This is a genomic window from Kitasatospora sp. NPDC056138 (assembly GCF_042264695.1).
Taxonomy (GTDB): domain Bacteria; phylum Actinomycetota; class Actinomycetes; order Streptomycetales; family Streptomycetaceae; genus Kitasatospora.
This window is the reverse complement of the sequence record NZ_JBHJVK010000012.1, coordinates 1-19,776: the sequence shown is the minus strand read 5'-3', so window position 1 is coordinate 19,776 and position 19,776 is coordinate 1. Positions and strand designations below refer to the sequence as shown.

The 19,776-nt window shown below is 72.3% G+C and carries 15 protein-coding genes and 1 rRNA gene; 8 read left to right on the top strand and 8 right to left on the bottom strand.

Annotation, left to right across the window (positions count from 1 at the left end; genetic code table 11):
- Positions 1-24 precede the first annotated feature (24 nt).
- A complete protein-coding gene (locus ACFC1R_RS10965; protein WP_375936115.1) occupies positions 25-987 on the bottom strand; it encodes a helix-turn-helix domain-containing protein in 963 nt (320 codons plus the stop codon).
- 249 nt (positions 988-1,236) lie between these two features.
- Between ACFC1R_RS10965 and ACFC1R_RS10960 the strand changes: the two genes are divergently transcribed.
- Positions 1,237-1,950 (top strand): G1 family glutamic endopeptidase, encoded by a 714-nt coding sequence (locus ACFC1R_RS10960; protein ID WP_375936112.1) that lies wholly within the window; start codon positions 1,237-1,239, stop codon positions 1,948-1,950.
- Positions 1,951-2,044: 94 nt separating this feature from the next.
- Here ACFC1R_RS10960 and ACFC1R_RS10955 read toward each other — a convergent pair whose 3' ends face one another.
- Positions 2,045-4,078, bottom strand: a complete 2,034-nt coding sequence (locus ACFC1R_RS10955; protein WP_375936109.1) for a M3 family metallopeptidase — start codon at positions 4,076-4,078, stop codon at positions 2,045-2,047.
- Between the two features lie 402 nt (positions 4,079-4,480).
- Here ACFC1R_RS10955 and ACFC1R_RS10950 point away from each other — a divergent pair, with 402 nt between their 5' ends.
- Positions 4,481-6,178: a bifunctional 3'-5' exonuclease/DNA polymerase gene (locus ACFC1R_RS10950; RefSeq protein WP_375936105.1), complete on the top strand. Its 1,698-nt coding sequence runs from the start codon at positions 4,481-4,483 to the stop codon at positions 6,176-6,178.
- Positions 6,179-6,217: 39 nt separating this feature from the next.
- Here the strand turns inward: ACFC1R_RS10950 and dhaM are convergent, their stop codons facing one another.
- Positions 6,218-6,610 carry a dihydroxyacetone kinase phosphoryl donor subunit DhaM gene (gene dhaM, locus ACFC1R_RS10945; RefSeq protein WP_375936102.1) on the bottom strand — a complete coding sequence of 131 codons (393 nt, stop codon included), beginning with the start codon at positions 6,608-6,610 and terminating at the stop codon, positions 6,218-6,220.
- A gap of 128 nt (positions 6,611-6,738) precedes the next feature.
- On the opposite strand from dhaM, the gene dhaK reads away from it, so the two are divergent.
- Together dhaK and dhaL are read left to right on the top strand one after the other, a co-directional pair.
- Positions 6,739-7,734 (top strand): dihydroxyacetone kinase subunit DhaK, encoded by a 996-nt coding sequence (gene dhaK / locus ACFC1R_RS10940; protein WP_375936099.1) that lies wholly within the window; start codon positions 6,739-6,741, stop codon positions 7,732-7,734.
- Between the two features lie 29 nt (positions 7,735-7,763).
- Positions 7,764-8,384 (top strand): dihydroxyacetone kinase subunit DhaL, encoded by a 621-nt coding sequence (dhaL, locus tag ACFC1R_RS10935; protein WP_375936096.1) that lies wholly within the window; start codon positions 7,764-7,766, stop codon positions 8,382-8,384.
- A 112-nt stretch (positions 8,385-8,496) separates the two neighbouring features.
- On the opposite strand, the gene ACFC1R_RS10930 is transcribed toward dhaL, so the two are convergent.
- Positions 8,497-9,687, bottom strand: a complete 1,191-nt coding sequence (locus tag ACFC1R_RS10930; RefSeq protein ID WP_375936093.1) for a PP2C family protein-serine/threonine phosphatase — start codon at positions 9,685-9,687, stop codon at positions 8,497-8,499.
- A gap of 561 nt (positions 9,688-10,248) precedes the next feature.
- Here ACFC1R_RS10930 and ACFC1R_RS10925 point away from each other — a divergent pair.
- Together ACFC1R_RS10925 and ACFC1R_RS10920 are read left to right on the top strand one after the other, a co-directional pair.
- Positions 10,249-10,467, top strand: a complete 219-nt coding sequence (locus ACFC1R_RS10925) for a heavy-metal-associated domain-containing protein (protein ID WP_375936090.1) — start codon at positions 10,249-10,251, stop codon at positions 10,465-10,467.
- Positions 10,468-10,537: 70 nt separating this feature from the next.
- A complete protein-coding gene (locus ACFC1R_RS10920; RefSeq protein ID WP_375936087.1) occupies positions 10,538-12,826 on the top strand; it encodes a heavy metal translocating P-type ATPase in 2,289 nt (762 codons plus the stop codon).
- Between the two features lie 160 nt (positions 12,827-12,986).
- Here ACFC1R_RS10920 and ACFC1R_RS10915 read toward each other — a convergent pair whose 3' ends face one another.
- The 3 genes from ACFC1R_RS10915 to ACFC1R_RS10905 form a co-directional block, all read right to left on the bottom strand.
- Positions 12,987-13,706 (bottom strand): SDR family NAD(P)-dependent oxidoreductase, encoded by a 720-nt coding sequence (locus ACFC1R_RS10915; RefSeq protein ID WP_375936084.1) that lies wholly within the window; start codon positions 13,704-13,706, stop codon positions 12,987-12,989.
- 491 nt (positions 13,707-14,197) lie between these two features.
- On the bottom strand, positions 14,198-15,487 hold the full coding sequence (locus ACFC1R_RS10910) for a citrate synthase (RefSeq protein ID WP_375936081.1): 1,290 nt from the start codon (positions 15,485-15,487) through the stop codon (positions 14,198-14,200).
- 220 nt (positions 15,488-15,707) lie between these two features.
- Positions 15,708-17,891 (bottom strand): ATP-dependent RecD-like DNA helicase, encoded by a 2,184-nt coding sequence (locus ACFC1R_RS10905; protein WP_375936403.1) that lies wholly within the window; start codon positions 17,889-17,891, stop codon positions 15,708-15,710.
- A gap of 351 nt (positions 17,892-18,242) precedes the next feature.
- On the opposite strand from ACFC1R_RS10905, the gene ACFC1R_RS10900 reads away from it, so the two are divergent.
- Positions 18,243-19,034 carry a VOC family protein gene (locus tag ACFC1R_RS10900; protein ID WP_375936078.1) on the top strand — a complete coding sequence of 264 codons (792 nt, stop codon included), beginning with the start codon at positions 18,243-18,245 and terminating at the stop codon, positions 19,032-19,034.
- Between the two features lie 99 nt (positions 19,035-19,133).
- Complete coding sequence (locus ACFC1R_RS10895; RefSeq protein WP_375936075.1) at positions 19,134-19,586, top strand: GNAT family N-acetyltransferase; 453 nt, start codon at positions 19,134-19,136, stop codon at positions 19,584-19,586.
- Positions 19,587-19,700: 114 nt separating this feature from the next.
- Here the strand turns inward: ACFC1R_RS10895 and rrf are convergent.
- Positions 19,701-19,776, bottom strand: a 5S ribosomal RNA gene (gene rrf, locus ACFC1R_RS10890); the annotation flags it as partial.

Genomic DNA, 19,776 nt, shown 5'->3' with positions numbered 1-19,776 from the left:
GCCGCCCCACCCCTTCCGAGACCGTCAGAGCAGGTCGGCACGGGCGGCCTGGATCCCGGCCTGGAAGCGGGTGCGCGCGCCGAAGCGGTCCATCAGCTCCCGCACCCAGCGCTGCACCGTCCGGGTGGAGACGCCGAGTTGGCGGGCGATGCTCTCGTCGGTGAGCCCGGCGGCGAGCAGGTTGAGCAGGCGCTGGTGCCGGTCCTCCGGCTCCGCCTCGGTGTCCGCCGCCGGGAACCGCATCGCATGCGACCAGTACAGTTCGAACAGCCCGATCAGCGCGTCCAGCAGCGAGGACGGTCTGACCAGCAGCACGGCCTGCAGCTCGGTCCCGGCACTCACCGGCAGCAGTGCCCAGCGCGAGTCGATCAACGCCAGTTTGAGCGGCAGCTCCGGGAGCACCCTGGCCTGTTCGCCGCCCCGGACGAAGCTGCGGATCTCCGCCACCCGCTCGGGCTCGCGCAGCACCCGGCTCTCGTAGACCGCCCGCATGGCCACGCCCCGCCCCAGGACGGCGAGTCCCGTCTCCGGATCGGTGCGCCGGATGTACGGCGGCCGGTCCAGCACCCGCAACTGCTCGCGGACGCCCAGCTGCAGGCTGCGCCAGAGCTCGGCGATCGACTCGCGCCCGTTGATCACCTCGACCAACTCGCCCGTACCGGACTGGCGTCGGCGGTAGGTGCGCATCAGCTCGTTGATCCGGCCGCGCGCCCGGCGGAGTTCGACCTCGCGCTGGAGCAGCAGTTCCTCCAGTGCGACGTCCGGCGCGGCAGCCGTCCAGCTCCGCCGCCCGTCGGCCGGCCGCTCCACCAGGCCGTGGGCGGCCAGCGACTCCAGCGCGGCCACCGAGCGTTCGGCGTTCAGACCGACCCAGCTGCCGAGTTGCTGCGCCGAGGCACTGCCGGCGTCGAGCAGCCGCAGATAGAGCTCCTCCGCGTCCGCGCCGATGCCCAACCCGGCGAATCTGGCCCCAGCGAGCTCCGGCATCGGTACCCCCCTTCCCGGACCCTTCCTGAGCGAGAAGTCCGCAGGCGGAGTCCGACTCTGTGGCATCGGACGGGCGAAAGCAAGGGAGTACCGGCAAGTCATGTACCCGCCATGACGCGTTCCTGACCCGCTCATTGCCTTCCGTCCGGGGCGGTGCGGACCGCACTGTTGGCGACAGCGTTCCGCCGGCCACCGACCCCACCGGTCCGACGGTCCGCCGAAGTCCCCAACCCCCACCAGGAGTTCTCGATGCGCGCAATCCGCACCGCCGGTTCCGTGGCAGCCGTCCTGCTCGCGGTCTCCACCGCCGCGATCGCCACACCCGCGAGCGCCGCCACACCCGCCCGCACCGCACCGACCACGCACTACTACGGCCACCACTCGCCCGGCTCGTACAACTACGACGGCGGGGTCTGGGGCGGTTACGTCGCCCAGGGCAGCAACTTCCGCACCGTCACCGGCTCCTGGACCATGCCGCAGGTGCAGTGCAACACCTCCGACGACCTGTTCGCCCCCTGGGTCGGCATAGACGGCTACGGCTCGCAGACCGTGGAGCAGACCGGCGTGCAGGTGGACTGCTCCAGCGGCTCGCCCGTCTACTCGGGCTGGTACGAGATGTACCCGGCGCCGCCGAAGTACTTCAACGACCCGGTGGACGCCGGGGACAGCTTCACCGGCAGCGTCGTGTACGCCGGCAACAGCACCTACACCCTGAAGCTCACCGACAACACCAAGGGCTGGACGGAGACCACCCGCCAGCGGCTGCGCGCCCAGAACGTCAGCGCCGAGGCGGTCATCGAGTCGCCGTCCCAGAGCTACCCGTCCTTCGACAGCCTGGACTTCAGCAACGTCACCGTGAACGGCCAGACCTTCGACGCCTACTCGCCGCAGGCCATCGACAGCGGCCAGTACACCGAGACCGCTCTGCGGAACGGCTCGTTCTCCATCGTCCCGGCGAACTAGGACCGGGGCTCCGGGCCGATCGGCCCGGAGCCGGACGGCGACCGCGCACCGGCCCTGGGGCGCTGTGCACGGTCGCCGTCCGCGGTGCCGGCGGTCAGGCCCCGGTGAGCCCGCGCCGGGCGAGCAGCGGGGCGATCTCGGGATCACGGCCGACCACCGCACGGAAGCAGTCCAGCGCGTCCACGCTGCCGCCCCGCGACAGCAGTTCGGCGCGGAAGATCTCGCCGCTCTCGCGCACCGGACGGCCGTTGCTGCGGAACCACTCGACGGTGTCCGCGTCCAGCACCTCCGACCAGATGTAGGCGTAGTAGCCCGCGCTGTAGTCGCTCGCGAAGATGTGGCTGAAGTACGTCGTGCGGTAGCGCGGCGGGACGGTGGGCAGTGCCAGGCCGGCCTCGGCCAGCGCGGCCGCCTCGAACTCCGCGGCGTCGGCGATCTCCCGGCCCACCGGAACGGTGTGCCAGGCCCAGTCGAGCAGCGCGGCGGCCAGGTACTCGACCGTGCGGAAGCCCTGGCCGAACTGCTCGGCGGCGGCGATCCTGTCCACCAGCTCGGTCGGCAGCGGCTCGCCGGTCACGTGGTGCTTGGCGAAGTTGGCCAGCACCTCGGGCCAGTCCATCCACATCTCGTTCACCTGGGACGGGAACTCCACGAAGTCGCGGGGCACCTCGGTCCCGGTGAAGAGCGGGTAGCGGACGGCGGAGAAGAGGCCGTGCAGCGCGTGGCCGAACTCGTGGAAGAGCGTCCGCACCTCGTCCCAGGTCAGCAGGGCGGGCTCGCCGGGGGCCGGCCGGGCGATGTTGAGGTTGTTGACCACCACCGGACGCTGGCCCAGCAGCTCGGACTGCCCGACCAGTTCGTTCATCCAGGCGCCGCCGCTCTTGGACTCCCGGGCGTAGAAGTCGCCGAGGAACAGACCCAGCGGGCTGCCGTCGGCCTCGAACACCTCGAAGACCCGGACGTCCGGGTGGTACCCGGTGAGCTCGGGGCGCTCGGTGAAGGTCAGCCCGTACGCCAGCCGAGCAGCGAAGAACACCCCGTCGTGCAGCACCCGCTCAAGCTCGAAGTACGGGCGCAACGCGGCGGTGTCCAGCTCGTACACGGCCTTGCGGACCCGCTCCGAGTAGTACGCCCAGTCGTGCGCGGCCAGCTCGTCGATGCCGTCGGCCGCCGCGGCCTTGGCGAGTTCGGCGGCCTCGCGCTCGGCGTTGGCGACGGCGGCGGGCACCAGGCGGGCCAGCATCGTGTCCACCGCCTCGACCGTCTTGGCGGTCTCGTCGGCCACCACGTACGCGGCGTGGCTGGGGTGGCCGAGCAGTGCGGCGCGCTCGGCGCGCAGCCCGGCCATCCGGACCGCCACCGGGCCGTTGGACTCGACGGCACGGCCGAGCGAGGCCTCCAGCAGCCGGGCACGCACGGTGCGGTCGGTGAGCGCGGCCAGCTCCGGCTGGTTGGAGAAGTTCTTCAGGCTCAGGACGTAGGAACCGTCCTGGTGGCCGAGCGCCTTGGCGTTCTCGGCGGCTGCGGCGATCTGACCGGCCGGCAGGCCGTCCAGCTGCTCGGCGCTGTCCAGCACCAGGGCGCGGGCCCTGGTGTCGGCGAACACGTTCTGCCTGAAGGCCGTGGAGTCCGACGCCAGCTGGGCGTTGATCTCCCGCAGCCGCTGCTGCTCGGCACCCGACAGCCGGGCCCCGGCCCGGACAAAACGGGTGTGGTGACGCTCCAGCAGGCGCAGCGCCTGGGCGTCCAGGTCCAGGCTCTCGCGGGCCTCGTGAACGGCGCGCACCCGGGCATAGAGCGCCGGGTCGAGGTGGATCGCGTCGGCGTGTGCCGCCAGCCGGGGGCTGATCTCGGCATCCAGCTCCTGCAGAACAGGGGTGGCGTCGGAGGCGATCTGGTTCAGGAAGACCAGCTGCACCCGCCGCAACAGGGCACCCGAACGCTCCAACGCCACCAGCGTGTTGTCGAAACTCGGCGGCTCGGGGTCGGCCACGATCGCCGCGATCTCGGCCAGCTGGTCGGCCATCCCGCGCTCGAAGGCGGGCAGGTAGTGCTCTTCCCGGATCTCGGCGAAGGGCGGGAGCTCGTAGACCAGGGTGCTGGGCTCGAAGAAGGGGTTGTCGCTCATTGCCCGAACCTTACGCGCTGTCATGCCTGCTGCCTACGGCCCGATCGGCCCTCTCGGCCCTCGCCCGGCCGGTCCCGGCGGACCCTGCGGAACAGTGCTCCTCCAACAATGCGGGGACCCACGCGAGCCGCGGGACACCGGTGGCCGGCCGGGCCCGGTGAGCACCTCGCACCTCGGACCCCGCCGCTTCGCGCGGTTCCCCGCACGGCGGGACGCGGACAGGCCGCGGCACCCGTCCGGTCGGCCGTCCGCCCCACCCTCGACGCCCGAAGACGCCCGAAGACGCCCGAGGACAGCCGGGGGCCGCCGAGGAGACCCTGGCCGCCCGGCGCGCCCCGAATCACCGTTGTCAGTACCGGGCGCTACGGTCGGGCGAACGCCCGCCCGAGAGGAGGAGACCCCATGGCCCCGGCCCCCCGTACTGCTCTGGTGCCCGACCCGCACGGCCCGGGCGGGCGCCTCCAGCCGCTCGCCGAGGACGGCAGCCCGCTCGGCCCGCCCGTCCGGGCGTCCTCGCTCGCCGCCGCCGTCGCCGAGCGGGAGGCCGCCGAGCAGCCGCGCTGGGTCTGGGCCGCCGCCGACAGCGCGTACGCACCGCTGCTGCCGGGCCGGCTGGCCCGTTGCCACGATCTGCGGCTCACCGAGGCCCTGCTGCTCGGCCACGAGGGCGCCTGGGGCGCGCCGCGCTCCCTGGGCGCCGCCTGGGCCAGGATCAAGGGGCTGCCCGTCCCGGCCGACCTGCCCGAGAGCGCCGACGCGGGTGATCAGGAGAGCCTCTTCGCCCCGGACCGCCTCCAGCTGCCGTCCGGCACCGATCCGCTGGCGGCGGTGATCGCCGTCCACGCCGAGCAGCAGCGCCGGATCCGGGCCATCGCCGACCCGGCGGCCCGCTCCCGCTTCCGCCTGCTGGTGGCCGCCGAGTCGGCCGGCGGCCTGCTGGCGGCCGAGATGGCCTTCGACGGGCTGCCCTGGCGCACCGACATCCACGACCGGCTGCTCACCGAACTGCTCGGCCCGCGCCCCACGGTCCCGGGCACCCAGCCGCGCCGCCTCGCCGAGCTGGCCACCGAGCTGCAGCAGGCGCTCGGCGGCCGCCCGTTCAACCCGGACTCGCACACCCAGGTGCTGCGCGCCTTCGCCGACCAGGGCATCCAGCTCGGCTCCACCCGCTCCTGGGAGCTGAACCGGGTCGACCATCCGGCCGCCCGCCTGATGACCCGCTACAAGGAGCTCTCCAGGCTGCACGCGGCCCACGGCTGGGCCTGGCAGGACGCCTGGGCCAAGGGCGGCCGGTTCCACCCCGAGTACGTGGTCGGCGGCGTGGTCTCCGGCCGCTGGGCCAGCCGGGGCGGCGGCGCACTGCAGATCCCGCGCATCCTGCGCCGTGCCGTGGTGGCCGACCCCGGCTGGACCCTGGTCGTCGCCGACGCCGCCCAGCTGGAGCCACGGGTGCTGGCCGCGCTCTCCCAGGACGCCGGGCTGGCCCGCAGCGCGGCCGAGGGCGACCTCTACGACGCACTCGCCGCCACCGCCTTCCAGGGCGACCGCGACAAGGCGAAACTCGGCCTGCTCGGCGCGATGTACGGGCAGACCGGCGGCGACATCGGCCCCCTGCTGGCCACCCTGCGCCGCCGCTACCCGGCCGCGATGGGGTACGTCGAGGCCGCGGCCCGCACCGGGGAGGACGGCGGGATCGTCCGCTCCCGGCTCGGCCGCACCTGCCCGCCCCCCACCGCCGACTGGCTGGACCTGACGGAGGCACCCGAGACGGCCGGGGAGGCCGGCGGCCGCTCGGCCAGGGCGCGCGGGCGGTTCACCCGGAACTTCGTCATCCAGGCCAGCGGGGCGGACTGGGCGCTCGCCCTGCTCGCCGCGCTGCGCCGGCGGCTGACCGCCCTGGAGTCCGGCCCGGACCGGCCGCACCTGGTCTTCTTCCAGCACGACGAGGTGATGGTGCACACCCCGCTCAACCTGGCCGACCAGGTCGCCGCAGCCGTGGCGGACGCCGCCGAGGAGGCCCGCACCCTGGTCTTCGGCGACACACCCGTCCGGTTCCCGCTCAGCGCGACCGTCGCGGACTGCTACGCCGACGCCAAGTAGGCCTTCGGGGGGCAGGACGGGCCACCCCGCCGGGACGGCTCAGAACTTCCGGAAGCCGCGTGCCTCTTCGGCCGCCCCGACCACCTCGGCCAGCGCCGCCCCGGCCGAGGCGGTGACGACGGCCGCCACCGCGCCCTCCACGAACGGCGCGTCCACCAGCACCACCCCGTCCCTCGGATGGTCCTCCAGCGCGGTCCGCGCGGTGAGCACCGAGCTGCCGAGGTCCGGCAGTACGACCACCCCGGCGCCGCCGTCCGCCTCCGCCAGCGCGCGGACGATCAGCTCGTAGCTGGTGCCGAGACCGCCGTCCTCGGTACCCGCGGCGACTGCCACCGGAACGGCGTCGGAGCCGAGTTCGGCGAGGAGCTCGCGCAGTCCGGCCGCCATGGCGGGGCTGTGCGAGACGAGAACGATACCCACGTGCTTGCCCATGCCCCGACCCTAGCCCGCATCACCGCCCGCCACTCGACGACCAGTTCGAGACTCGGCGTGTCGTATCGCTCACCAAGCCGTCCCCGCTGGCGTAACGTCGCTTTCAAGATCTGCCGAGGGAGTGTGCCTTGAAGAAGCTGATCAACTCGCCGGAGACCGTCCTGACGGATGCGCTGACCGGATTCGCCGCCGCCCACCCGGAGTTGGCGGTGGACATTCCCAACCGGGTGATCACCAGAGCGGTCCGGCCGAGCAGCCCGAAGGTCGCCCTGGTCTCCGGCGGCGGCAGCGGCCACGAGCCGCTGCACGGCGGTTTCGTGGGGCCCGGCATGCTCGACGCCGCCTGTCCCGGCGAGGTGTTCACCTCCCCGGTGCCCGACCAGATGCTGACCGCGGTCCAGGCGGTGCACAGCGGCGCGGGTGTGGTCCTGATCGTGAAGAACTACACCGGCGACGTGATGAACTTCCAGCTCGCCGCCGAGCTGGCCGCCGAGGAGGGTGTCGAGATCCGCACCGTCCTGGTCAACGACGACGTCGCGGTGGAGGACTCCACCTGGACGGCGGGCCGCCGCGGCACCGGTGCGACCGTGATGGTGGAGAAGATCGCCGGCGCGCTGGCCGAGCGCGGCGCGGCGCTGGACGAGGTGGCCGAACTCGGCCGACGGGTCAACGCCGCCTCGCGGTCGTTCGCCGTCGCGCTCACCGCGGCGACCGTACCGGCGGCCGGAAAGCCGGGCTTCGACCTGCCGGAGGACGAGATCGAGGTCGGCGTGGGCATCCACGGCGAGCCGGGGCGCCGCCGCGAACGGCACCGCCCGGCCGCCCAGCTCGCGGCCGAGGTGGTGGACACCATCCTCGCCGACCACGAGCTGAACGTGGGCGACGAGGTGATCGCCCTGGTCAACGGGCTCGGCGGCACACCGCTGCTGGAGCTCTACGTGGTCTACGGGGAGGTCCGGGCCAGGCTCGCCGAGCGCGGCATCCACATCTCCCGCAACCTGGTCGGCAACTACGTCACCAGCCTGGACATGGCGGGCTTCTCCCTGACCCTGACCAAGGCCGACCGCGAGCTGCTGGAGCTGTGGGACGCCCCGGTGGCCACCCCCGCCCTGACCTGGTCCTGACCTCGATCCGTCCCTGGAGGAGTACCGAAGTGGACACCGAACTCGCCGTCGCCTGGATCCGAGGGATCGCCGCCGCCGTCGAGCAGCAGGAGCCGTACCTCACCGAGCTGGACTCGGCGATCGGCGACGGCGACCACGGCAGCAACCTTCGCCGTGGCTTCAGCGCCGTCGTCACCGCGCTGGACACGCTGGAGGCCGACTCCGTGGGAGCGGTCCTCGCCAAGACCGGCAGCACCCTGATCTCCAAGGTCGGTGGGGCCTCCGGGCCGCTGTACGGGAGCGCGTTCCGGGCCATGGGCAAGGCGCTGCCGCAGGCCACGGTCACCCCGGCCGAGCTGGCCGCCGCTCTGGCGGAGGGCCTGCTGGCCATCCAGCAGCTGGGCGGGGCCCAGCCCGGTGACAAGACCATCGTGGACGCCTGGACGCCGGCCCTCGCCGCCTTCGAGGCGGCCGCCGCCGACGGTCTGCTCGCCGCGGCGGAGGCCGCGGACGCGGCCGCCGCCCAGGGTGCGCGCGACACCGTGCCGCTCCAGGCCCGCAAGGGGCGCGCCTCCTACCTGGGTCCCCGCAGCGCCGGCCACCAGGACCCGGGCGCGACCTCGACCGCCCTGATCCTGCACGCCCTCGCGGACACCGCCCGCGCCGCCTGAGCCGCCGGGCCCACCCGCCGGGCAGCGCCGCGGGGCGCGGGTGGCCGCGCGAACGGCCCGCCGCGTCCCCGCGGCGGTACCCGGTGGTCCGCCGTCGGAGGCCGGCGGCAGGTCACCCGAGCTGAGACGGGTCGTGGTCGGTGCGGGAGATCAGCAGCAGCAGCGCGTCGTCATCGAGCTCCCCGCCGGTGTGCGCCAGCAGGTCCGCGTAGATCCGCCCGACCGCGCTCTCCAACTCCGCCGCCGAGCGGGCCGCGTCCCGCACCAGCGGGCCGACCCGCTCGGTCAGCGGATAGAACTCGCCCGAGTCGTGGTGCCTGGCCTCGATCACGCCGTCGGTGCACAGCACCAGGACGTCGTCGGGCCCGAACGGCAGGCTGACGCTGTCCGGCGACCCGCTCGCGAGCTTGCCGAGCCCCAGCGGCACCCACGGATCGGCGGCCTCCAGCACCGTCACCGTCCCGTCCGGCCCGACCCTGATCGGCGGGACGTGCCCGTAGTGCAGCAGTTCCATCGTCCCCGGTCGGCGGAACTCGGCGAACAGCGCGGTGGTGAACTCCCCGTCGGGCACGTGCCGTTCCACACTGGCCTCGATCCGGGACGCCACCGCGGGCAGGCCGTTCTCGTCGTACGCCGCCTCGCGGAAGGCACCGAGCACCACGGCTGCGGTCTGCACCGCCCCGAGGCCCTTGCCCCGGACGTCACCGACCAGCACCCGGGTGCCGTACGGGGTGTCGAGCACCGAGTAGAGGTCCCCGCCGATCCGCGCCGCGTCCGCCGCCGACACGTACCGGACGGCCAGCCGCAGCGGCCCGACCGACGGCCCCGGCAGGCTGAGCAGGGCCCGCTGGGCGGCCTCGGCCACCGAGCTGACGGCGGCGAACGCGGCAGCCCGGTGCATGCGCAGGCGGGCCAGCCAGGCACTGAACACCGTCAACACGACGTAACTGAGGATCGCCCCGAAGAGGAACCGGCCGTCCTGCAGGTTGTCCATCTGGTCGTAGTGGCTCAGCCCGAGCAGCGCGAAGAAACCGAGCGAGCAGACCAGCAGCAGTTCGGCCGGGCGCAGCACGAGGGCGGCGATCGACGGCACCACCACCATCAGCGGCGCCAGGTAGCGGTCCTGCCCGGAGAAGAAGTCGGTGACCGAGACCGCCAGGATCGCGAGCAGTGCGGGGGTGGCGCGGCGCCGGAAGGACAGGTCCTGCAGGTCGGTGGCGAGGAGCGCGCTCTCCCGCCTGGCCCGCGGCAACCCGGTCGGCCGGGGCTTCGCGGGTGACTGGGCACGGCGGTTCCGGAACACATACCGAACATATCGGAGGAATCCGCCCCGGCCACCCTCGCGGTCCGGTCCTACGAGCGCTTCCGCGGCCGACGTCGGCACCGCGCGGATCTTCGCCCGCTCCGGGATCGGCGGCATCACCGGCGCACTCGGCAGCTCGGCCTCAGAGGACGCCCTGGAGAGGTCCCGAAGAAGCCCCGAAGAGGCCCCGGTGAGGTCCCGGAGAGGTCCTGGAGAGCCGCCCGCCTCGCGCGCCGGGCAGCAGGTGCACCCCTCACCCCGCCCGAGCCGACCCGACGATGCACTCGCCTCAACGGGTGGTCCCACGATCGCGCCGGAACCACCCGTCGTTCCGCACCGACAACTGCAGGAGCAGCCGCACCGGCCGGCACTCCCGCACCGCGGCAGCCGCCGGGGTGTCACGCGATCCCCTCGGCCCACCGAGGGCGCAGACTGCGACGCGCACCACATTCCTTGCCCAAGGAATACCCCCTAGGGGTATTGTGTTGCGAGCAGGCAGAAGCGCGAACCCAGCAAGCGTCCGAGCGTCCCGGCTCGGGCGGAACCGATCCGGAGGCCCCGATGTCCAGCACCGTCACGTACACCGTCAGCGGCATGAGCTGCGGCCACTGCGAGAAGTCGATCAGCGAGGAGGTCTCCGCGCTTCCCGGTGTGACCGAGGTCGCCGCCGACGCCAAGGCCGGCACGGTGACGATCTCCTCCCGCTCCCCCCTGGACGAGAGCGCCGTGCGCGCCGCCGTCGACGAGGCCGGCTACGAACTGGTCGGCCCGGCCGCCTGAGCCACCGTACGGGGGCGCGCCCCCGACGCGCCCCGTACGCTCGCACCGAGGCCAGCAAGGAGCAACGAGCATGAGCACCACCACGCCGGGCACGGAGCCCGGAGCCGTCCGCGACCGGGTGGAACTCTCCATCGGCGGGATGACCTGCGCCTCCTGCGCGGCCCGGATCGAGAAGAAGCTCAACCGGATGGACGGCGTCGAGGCGACGGTCAACTACGCCACCGAGAAGGCCCGGGTGGACTTCGCACCCGAGGTGAGCGTGGCCGACCTCATCGCCACGATCGAGCGGACCGGCTACACCGCGGAGCTGCCCGCGCCGCCCGCGGCCACCGACACGGCCGCCAGCCCGGCCGCCACCGAGGCCACCGGCGGACCGGCCGCCGAGCCCGACCCCCTGTGGGAGCGGCTGCTGATCAGCCTCGGCCTCGCCGTCCCCGTGGTGCTGCTCTCCATGGTCCCCGCCTTCCAGTTCGACAACTGGCAGTGGCTGGCGTTCGCCCTCACCGGCCCGGTCGTCGTCTACGGCGGCCTGCCCTTCCACCGCGCCGCCTGGACCAACCTCAGGCACGGCGCGGCCACCATGGACACACTGGTCTCGCTCGGCACCCTGGCCGCGTTCGGCTGGTCGGTGTGGGCCCTGTTCTACGGTCACGCCGGGATGCCCGGGATGCGGCACGACTTCTCGCTCTCGGTCGGCACCGGCGACCCCTCCTCCGCGCTCTACCTGGAGGCGGCCGCCGGCGTCACCACCCTGATCCTGCTCGGCCGCTGGCTGGAGCACCGCTCCAAGCGCCGCGCGGGCGCCGCCCTGCACGCTCTGCTGGACCTCGGCGCCAAGGACGTCGCGGTGCTCCGGTCCGGCCGCGAGGTGCGGCTGCCGGTCACCCGGCTCGCCGTCGGCATGCGCTTCGTGGTGCGGCCCGGCGAGAAGATCGCCACGGACGGCGTGGTGGTCGAGGGCGCCTCCGCCGTCGACGCCTCGATGCTCACCGGCGAGTCCGTCCCCGTCGAGGTCGCGGTCGGCGACCCGGTGGCCGGCGCCACGGTCAACGCCGGCGGCCGCCTGGTGGTCGAGGCCACCCGGGTCGGTGCCGACACCCAGCTGTCCCGGATGGCCCGGCTGGTCGAGGAGGCCCAGAACGGCAAGGCCGCCGCCCAGCGCCTGGCCGACCGGATCTCCGCCGTGTTCGTCCCGGTGGTCATCCTGATCGCGCTCGCGACCCTGGTCGGCCGGCTGCTGCTCTCCGGCAACCCCACCGAGGCGTTCACCGCCGCCGTCGCCGTGCTGATCATCGCCTGCCCGTGCGCCCTCGGACTGGCCACCCCGACCGCGCTGATGGTCGGCACCGGCCGCGGCGCCCAGCTGGGCATCCTGATCAAGGGCCCGGAGGTCCTGGAGACCACCCGCGCGGTGGACACCATCGTGCTGGACAAGACCGGCACCGTGACCACCGGGCAGATGGCGCTGACCGCCGTGCACACCGCCGAGGGCGTCGGTGAGACCCAGGCGCTGCGCCTGGCCGGTGCGCTGGAGCACGTCTCCGAGCACCCGATCGCCCGGGCCGTCGCCGCCGCCGCGGCCGAGCGGGTCGGCGACCTGCCCGCTGTCGAGGGCTTCGAGAACGTGCCGGGGCGCGGCGTCCGGGGCACGGTCGAGGGCCACTCGGTGGTGGCGGGACGCGAGGTGCTGCTGGCCGACCGGGCCCAGCACCTGCCGCCCGCGCTGGCCGCCGCCATGTCGGCCGCCGAGGCCGCCGGACGGACCGCCGTCGCGGTCGGCTGGGACGGTGCCGCCCGCGCCGTCCTGGAGGTCGCCGACACCGTCAAGCCCACCAGCGCCGAGGCGATCCGCGAACTGCGGGCGCTGGGCCTGCGTCCGGTCCTGCTGACCGGCGACAACCGGCGGGTGGCCGAGGCCGTGGCGGCCGAGGTCGGCATCGCACCCGAGGACGTGATCGCCGAGGTGCTGCCCGAGGACAAGGCGGCCACCGTGCAGCGGCTGCAGGCCGAGGGCCACTCGGTGGCGATGGTCGGCGACGGCGTGAACGACGCCGCCGCGCTCGCCCAGGCCGACCTGGGCCTGGCCATGGGAACCGGGACGGACGCCGCGATCGAGGCGAGCGACCTGACCCTGGTCCGCGGTGACCTCCGCTCGGCCGCCGACGCCATCCGTCTCTCCCGCCGGACCCTGGCCACCATCAAGGGCAACCTGTTCTGGGCCTTCGCCTACAACGTCGCCGCGATCCCGCTGGCCGCGGCGGGCCTGCTCAACCCGATGGTGGCGGGCGCCACGATGGCCTTCTCCTCGGTCTTCGTGGTCACCAACAGCCTCCGGCTGAGGCGCTTCGACGCGGCCTGACCGGCTGCCCTTCCGGGCCGGGGCGGCCGGGGTGCGGGGACTGGCCGACCGGCCCGCCACAGCGGTCGCCGGCCTCGCGCACTCCCCGCGCCCCGCTGTCACACGGCTCGGCCGGACACCTGACGGCCTCGGCGCTCGACCTGCCCGACGGCCTCGGCACTCACCGTCCGAGCAGCTCGCCGCCGTTGCAGTGCAGGATCTCGCCGGTGATGAACCCGGCCTCCGGCGACGCCAGGAAGTAGACGGCCGCCGCGACCTCCCCGGTCTCACCGATCCGGCCGAGCAGGGTCCGGGAGGCCCGCCGGGACACCTCGGCGTCGTCCAGCCTGGGTCCGAAGAACTCGGTGCCCGCGACCGTCCCGGGGGCCACGATGTTGGCGGTGATGCCGGAGGGGCCGAGCTGGGCGGCCAGGAAGTTGTTCCAGGCGTGCAGCGAGGCCTTCGCGGCACCGTAGGAGCCGGCCCCGCGCAGGGCGGCGATCGAGCTGACCGTGACCACCCGGCCGGTGCCCTGGGTGAGCCGGTCCCGGATCGACTCGGTGAGCATCACCACGGTCAGCACGTTGCGCTCGAAGTCCCCGCGCCAGCGCGCCAGCACGGCGTGCGGGCCGGCACCGATCACGGTCTCCCGGCTGCCCGCGTTGTTGACCAGCACGTCGACCCGGTCCGGCAGCCCGGCCAGCGCGTCCTCGACGGCGTCCGGGTCGGCCAGGTCGCAGACCAGCGGGGTGACGTTGGCGCCCAGGTCGGTGGCGGCCCGTTCGAGGACCGCACGTCGGCGGCCGACGATCACGACCTGCTCACCCGCCTCGGCGAAGCGCCGGGCCACTTCGTACCCGATACCCGTGCCGCCACCCGTGACGACGACATTTCTGGCCATCTGCGCACTCCCTCCCTGCCCCGCCGCCGCTGCTTCGGGAAGCGCGGTCGGTCCGTACCGGATTGGCACGATTCCTATCACGCTGGGTTGTCGCGTCTGCGGGGAGGGTGATGCCGTGCGCTGCGGATCGTGTGGTATGGGCGGGGGTACGAGTGCACACAGAGCGTGGCGAGAGCCAACTCACACCCCCTTGGCGTAACTTTGCGCCCCCTGATACGTCTTACCTTTTGTAGTGCGGCAGCTTTTTGGTGGGCGGCGACGCGGCGAACGGCTTCACGTCGTCGCAGGGCCACCACTGTCGCCGACGGGGCTCCGGCGGGCCCCGGGACGACTGCCGACCGGTTCGGCGGTCCTCGCGCACGACGCCGGGGTGCGGCCGGTCAGGAACGCTTTGAGCGGCCGTTCCTGGCTCGGCCGCCCTCGGGCGTCGTGCGCCGTTGCGTCGAAGGGCCCGGCTGCCATGAGCAGCCGGGCCCTTCGGATTGCCTGCGTCAGCGGGCGTCGAGGCCGACGTAGTCGCGGATCTCCACGCCGGTGTAGATCTGACGCGGACGGCCGATGCGGCTGCCCGGGTCGTTGATCATCTCGTGCCAGTGGGCGATCCAGCCCGGCAGCCGGCCGAGGGCGAACAGCACGGTGAACATGCTGGTCGGGAAGCCCATGGCGCGGTAGATCAGGCCGGTGTAGAAGTCCACGTTCGGGTAGAGCTTGCGCGAGATGAAGAACTCGTCGTTCAGCGCGTGCTCTTCCAGCTTGAGCGCGATCTCCAGCAGCTCGTCGGACTTGCCGAGCTGGCCGAGGACCTCGTGCGCCAGGATCTTGACCTGCGCGGCGCGCGGGTCGAAGGCCTTGTACACGCGGTGACCGAAGCCCATGAGCTTCACGCCGTCCTCGCGGTTCTTCACCTTGCGGATGAAGCTGTCGACGTCGCCGCCGTCCTTCTGGATCTGCTCCAGCATCTCCAGGACGGCCTGGTTGGCGCCACCGTGCAGCGGGCCCCAGAGCGCCGAGATGCCGGCCGAGATCGAGGCGAACTGGTTGGCGTGGCTGGAACCCACCAGGCGGACCGTGGAGGTCGAGCAGTTCTGCTCGTGGTCCGCGTGCAGGATCAGCAGCTTGTCCAGCGCGTTGACGATGACCGGGTTGATCTCGTAGTCCTCGGCGGGGACCGCGAAGGTCATCCGGAGGAAGTTCTCGACGTAGCTCAGGTCGTTGCGCGGGTAGACGAACGGCTGGCCGACCGACTTCTTGTACGCGTAGGCGGCGATGGTCGGCAGCTTGGCCAGCAGGCGGACCGTCGACAGGTGGCGCTGCGCGGCGTCGAACGGGTTGTGGCTGTCCTGGTAGAAGGTGGACAGCGCGCCGACGACCGAGGACAGCATCGCCATCGGGTGGGCATCGCGCGGGAAACCGCCGAAGAAGCGCTTGACGTCCTCGTGCAGCAGGGTGTGCTGCGTGATCTCGGCGTTGAACTTCTCCAGCTGATCGGCGTTCGGCAGCTCGCCGTTGATCAGGAGGTACGCGGTCTCGATGAAGCTGCCCTGCTCGGCCAGCTGCTCGATCGGGTAGCCGCGGTAGCGCAGGATGCCGTTGTCACCGTCCACGAAGGTGATCGCGGACTTGTAGGCGGCGGTGTTGCCGAAGCCGTTGTCCAGGGTGACCAGGCCGGTCTGCGGAAGCAGCTTCGAGATGTCGAAGCCGGCGTTGCCCGCAGTGCTCTCGACGACGGGGTACTCGTACTCGCCGTCCTGGTACCGCAGTACTACCGATGTGTCGCTCACGTCTTCCTCACCGACGAAATGAATCCCTAGGTGCCTGACTGACTCTACGATCCCCCATCCGAGGGACAGCTGCTCACCCGGGGTGGGCCGAAAAGGGCCCGGTCCTACAAAAGCTGTCGCCGGTGCCGGTATGGACCGGACAAGATCGGCGTCAGACTAGGCTCTGCCTTAAATCTCTTTACGTCAAGACAACCTCGGAGCGGCCGACCCTCTTGGATGATCACCCAGAGGTCAGCCGATGATCAAGCGCAGAGTGCCTCCGACCTGCACTTACCGCACGGACAGCCTGTCCGATCGCTCTCCGTGACCCCACCAGCACCACCAGTTTCTTCGCCCGTGTCACGGCCGTGTAGAGCAGGTTCCGCTGCAGCATCGTCCAGGCCGAAGTGGTGACGGGAATCACCACCGCCGGGTACTCGCTGCCCTGGGAACGGTGAATGGTCACCGCATACGCGTGCGCGAGCTCGTCCAACTCGTCGAAGTCGTACGGCACCTCCTCGTCCTCGTCGGTGAGCACCATCAGTCGCTGCTCCTCGACGCTGAGCGAGGTCACCACTCCGACCGTGCCGTTGAAGACGCCGTTCTGACCCTTCTCGTAGTTGTTCCGGATCTGTGTGACCTTGTCACCTACCCGGAAGGTACGGCCGCCGAACCGGCGCTCCGGCAGGCCCTCCCGCGCCGGCGTGACCGCTGCCTGCAGGAGCGTGTTCAGATTCCCCGCACCCGCGGGACCCCGGTGCATCGGAGCCAGCACCTGGACGTCCCGGCGGGCGTCCAGACCGAACTTCTGCGGGATCCGCCGGGCCACCACGTCCACCGTGAGCCCGGCCGCCCGCTCCGCGTCCTCCTCCGCGAACAGGAAGAAGTCGGCCAGCCCCTCGGTGACCGGCGGCAACCCCTCGTTGATCCGGTGCGCGTTGGTCACCACACCGGACTGCTGGGCCTGCCGGAAGATCCTGGTCAGCCGGACCGACGGGATCGGGCTGCCCTCGGACAGCATGTCCCGCAGCACCTCGCCCGCCCCCACCGAGGGAAGCTGGTCCACGTCCCCCACGAACAGCAGGTGCGCCCCGGGGGCAACCGCCTTCACCAGCTTGTTGGCGAGGATCAGATCCAGCATCGACGCCTCGTCCACCACCACCAGGTCCGCATCCAGCGGCCGGTCCCGGTCGTACGCGGCATCACCACCGGGACGCAGCTCCAGCAGCCGGTGCACGGTGGACGCCTCCACCCCCGTCAGCTCCGACAGCCGCTTCGCCGCCCGCCCCGTCGGCGCCGCCAGCACCACCTTCGCCCGCTTGGCCAGCGCCAGCGTCACGATCGACTTCACCGTGAACGACTTGCCGCACCCCGGACCGCCCGTCAGCACCGCGACCTTCTCGGTCAGCGCCAGCTTCACCGACTCCCGCTGCTCCGGGGCGAGTTCGGCCCCCGTGCGCTGCGCCAGCCAGCCGAGCGCGGCCGTCCAGTCCACGTCCGCGAAGCCCGGCATCCGGTCCGGCTCCGAACGCAGCAGCCGCACCAGCTGGTTGGCCAACGAGATCTCCGCCCGGTGGAAGGGCACCAGGTACACCGCCGTGATCGGCTCACCCGCCTCACCCGGCACCGGCTCGCGGACCACCCCCTCCTCCGCGACCAACTCGGCCAGGCAGTCGATCACCAGACCGACGTCCACCTGAAGGAGCTTCACCCCGTCCGCGATCAGACGCTCCTCGGGCAGGTAGCAGTGGCCCTGGTCGCTGCTCTGCGACAGCGCGTACTGCAGCCCTGCCTTCACCCGCTCCGGACTGTCGTGCGGGATGCCGACCGCCTGCGCGATCCTGTCGGCCGTCAGGAACCCGATGCCCCACACATCGGCCGCCAGCCGGTACGGCTCGTTCTTCACCACACCGATCGAACTGTCGCCGTACTTCTTGTAGATCCGCACCGCGAGGGACGTGGAGACCCCGACCCCCTGCAGAAAGACCATCACCTCCTTGATGGCCTTCTGCTCCTCCCAGGCCGCGGCGATCATCTTCGTCCGCTTCGGCCCGAGCCCCGGCACCTCGATCAGCCGCTCGGGCTCCTGCTCGATCACGTCCAGGGTGTCCACCCCGAACCGCTCCACGATCCGCTCTGCGAACCTCGGACCGATCCCCTTGATCAACCCCGACCCCAGGTACCGCTGGATCCCCTGCACCGTCGCCGGCAGCACGGTCGTGTAGTTCTCCACCGTGAACTGCTTGCCGTACTGCGGATGCGAACCCCACCGGCCGAACAACCGCAGCGACTCCCCCGGCTGCGCACCCAGCAGCGCCCCGACCACGGTCAGCAGGTCGTGCGCCCCACGCCCGGTGTCCACCCGGGCCACCGTGTAACCGGTCTCCTCGTTGGCGTAGGTGATCCGCTCCAGCACGCCCTCCAGCTGGGCGAGCTGGCGCTGCTGCGGCTGCTGTTGCTGTTGCTGTTGCTGTTGCTGTTGCTGTTGCTGCTGGTTCTGCCGGTGCGGCTGCTGTTGTCCCGGGCTCCCGGGCCGGCCCTGCGTGGAGCGCTCCTCGCCCGCAGGCCCGGCCGACCGCTGCTGCGTCCCCACAGGGCCCCTCCTCACTCCGCTGCCGGTGACCGTCCGCTACGCACCGTACCGCCCGGCACCGACAACCCGGGAACCCCGGCCGCCGCACCGCCCGCCCCACGGCCGCGCATCACCGGTTGTGGGCATCCGGGACAGGGCCGAGGATGCCGGAGGGGGCACGACCACGTCCGTCGAAGGATCTCCATGCTCACCACCGACTTCGTCCCCGGATCCCCCGTCTGGCTCGACCTCGGCAGCCCCGACCCCGGCGCGGCCAGGGACTTCTACTCCGCCCTCTTCGGCTGGACCGTCAGCCCGCCCGGCCCCGAGGCCGGGGACTACGGCTTCTTCCAGCTGAACGGCAGAACCGTGGGGGGGCTCGGCCGGCTCACCGAGGAGGGTGTCGCCCCCGCCTGGACGGTCTACTTCGCCACCGAGGACGCCGACGCCACCGTCGCCCGGGTCCGGCAGGCCGGCGGCACCGTGCGCTTCGGCCCGGTCGACGTCCTCGCCCACGGCCGGATGTCCGGCCTCACCGACCCGACCGGCGCGCGCTTCGCCATCTGGCAGCCGCTGGAAACCAACGGCCTCGGTGCGGTCACCATCCCCAACAGCCTCTGCTGGACCGAGCTGCTGAGCACCGATCCGACGGCCGCCAAGAGCTTCTACCGCTCCGTCTTCGGCTGGCAGGAGCAGGACGTCCCGTTCGGCGACGCCCCCTACACCGTGCTCACCCCGGCCGGCAGCGGTAGCGACAGCGGTCAGGGCGGCATCATGCAGCTGAACACCGCGCAGGCGGCGGCCGGCCTCGGCTCGCACTGGCTCCCCTACTTCGAGGTCCCGGACGCCGACGCCACGATCGACAGGGCCCGGCACCTCGGCGGCGCCGTCCGCGCCCCCGCGAAGGACGCCCACGGCGTCGGCCGCTTCGCCCAGCTGACCGACCCCCACGGCGCCCCCTTCGCCGTCATCACCAGTGCCGGACCAGGTGCCTGACGGCCCGTCAGGCGCCTGACCCACCACCCTGCTTCTCCCTGATCCCGCCTGACCGAGTACTCACGGGCCGCTGAACGGTCTGGACTAAGGTCCTCCGGTATGACCGACCTGAACATCCGTCCCGCCGTCCTGGACGACCTCTCCGCAATCGTCGCCATGCTCGCCGACGACCCGCTCGGCTCCGGCCGGGAGACCCCCGACGACCTGGCGCCCTACCAGGACGCCTTCGACCGTCTCGCCGCCGACCCCAACCAGCACCTGGTCGTCGCCGAACGCGAAGGCCGGGTCGTCGGCACGCTCCAGCTCACCGTCGTTCCCGGCCTCTCCCGCCGAGGAGCCACCCGCACCGTCATCGAGGCCGTACGCATCCAGGCCGACGAACGCGGCAGCGGCCTCGGCAGCGAACTGATCCAGTGGGCCGTCGACCGCTCCCGCGAACTCGGCGCCGGCCTGGTCCAGCTCACCTCCGACGCTACCCGTACCGACGCCCACCGCTTCTACGAGCGCCTCGGTTTCGTGGCCTCCCACCTCGGCTTCAAGCTCGCGCTCTGACGGAACAACCCCGGCGCAATAGTCCGGGCCTGGTCCCGGAAGTAGTCCGGAAAGGGTCCGGAAATGCGGAAAGCCCCTCCCCGGTCTCCCGGGAAGGGGCTTTCTCCAAAATTTGTTCGGCGGCGTCCTACTCTCCCACAGGGTCCCCCCTGCAGTACCATCGGCGCTTTGAGGCTTAGCTTCCGGGTTC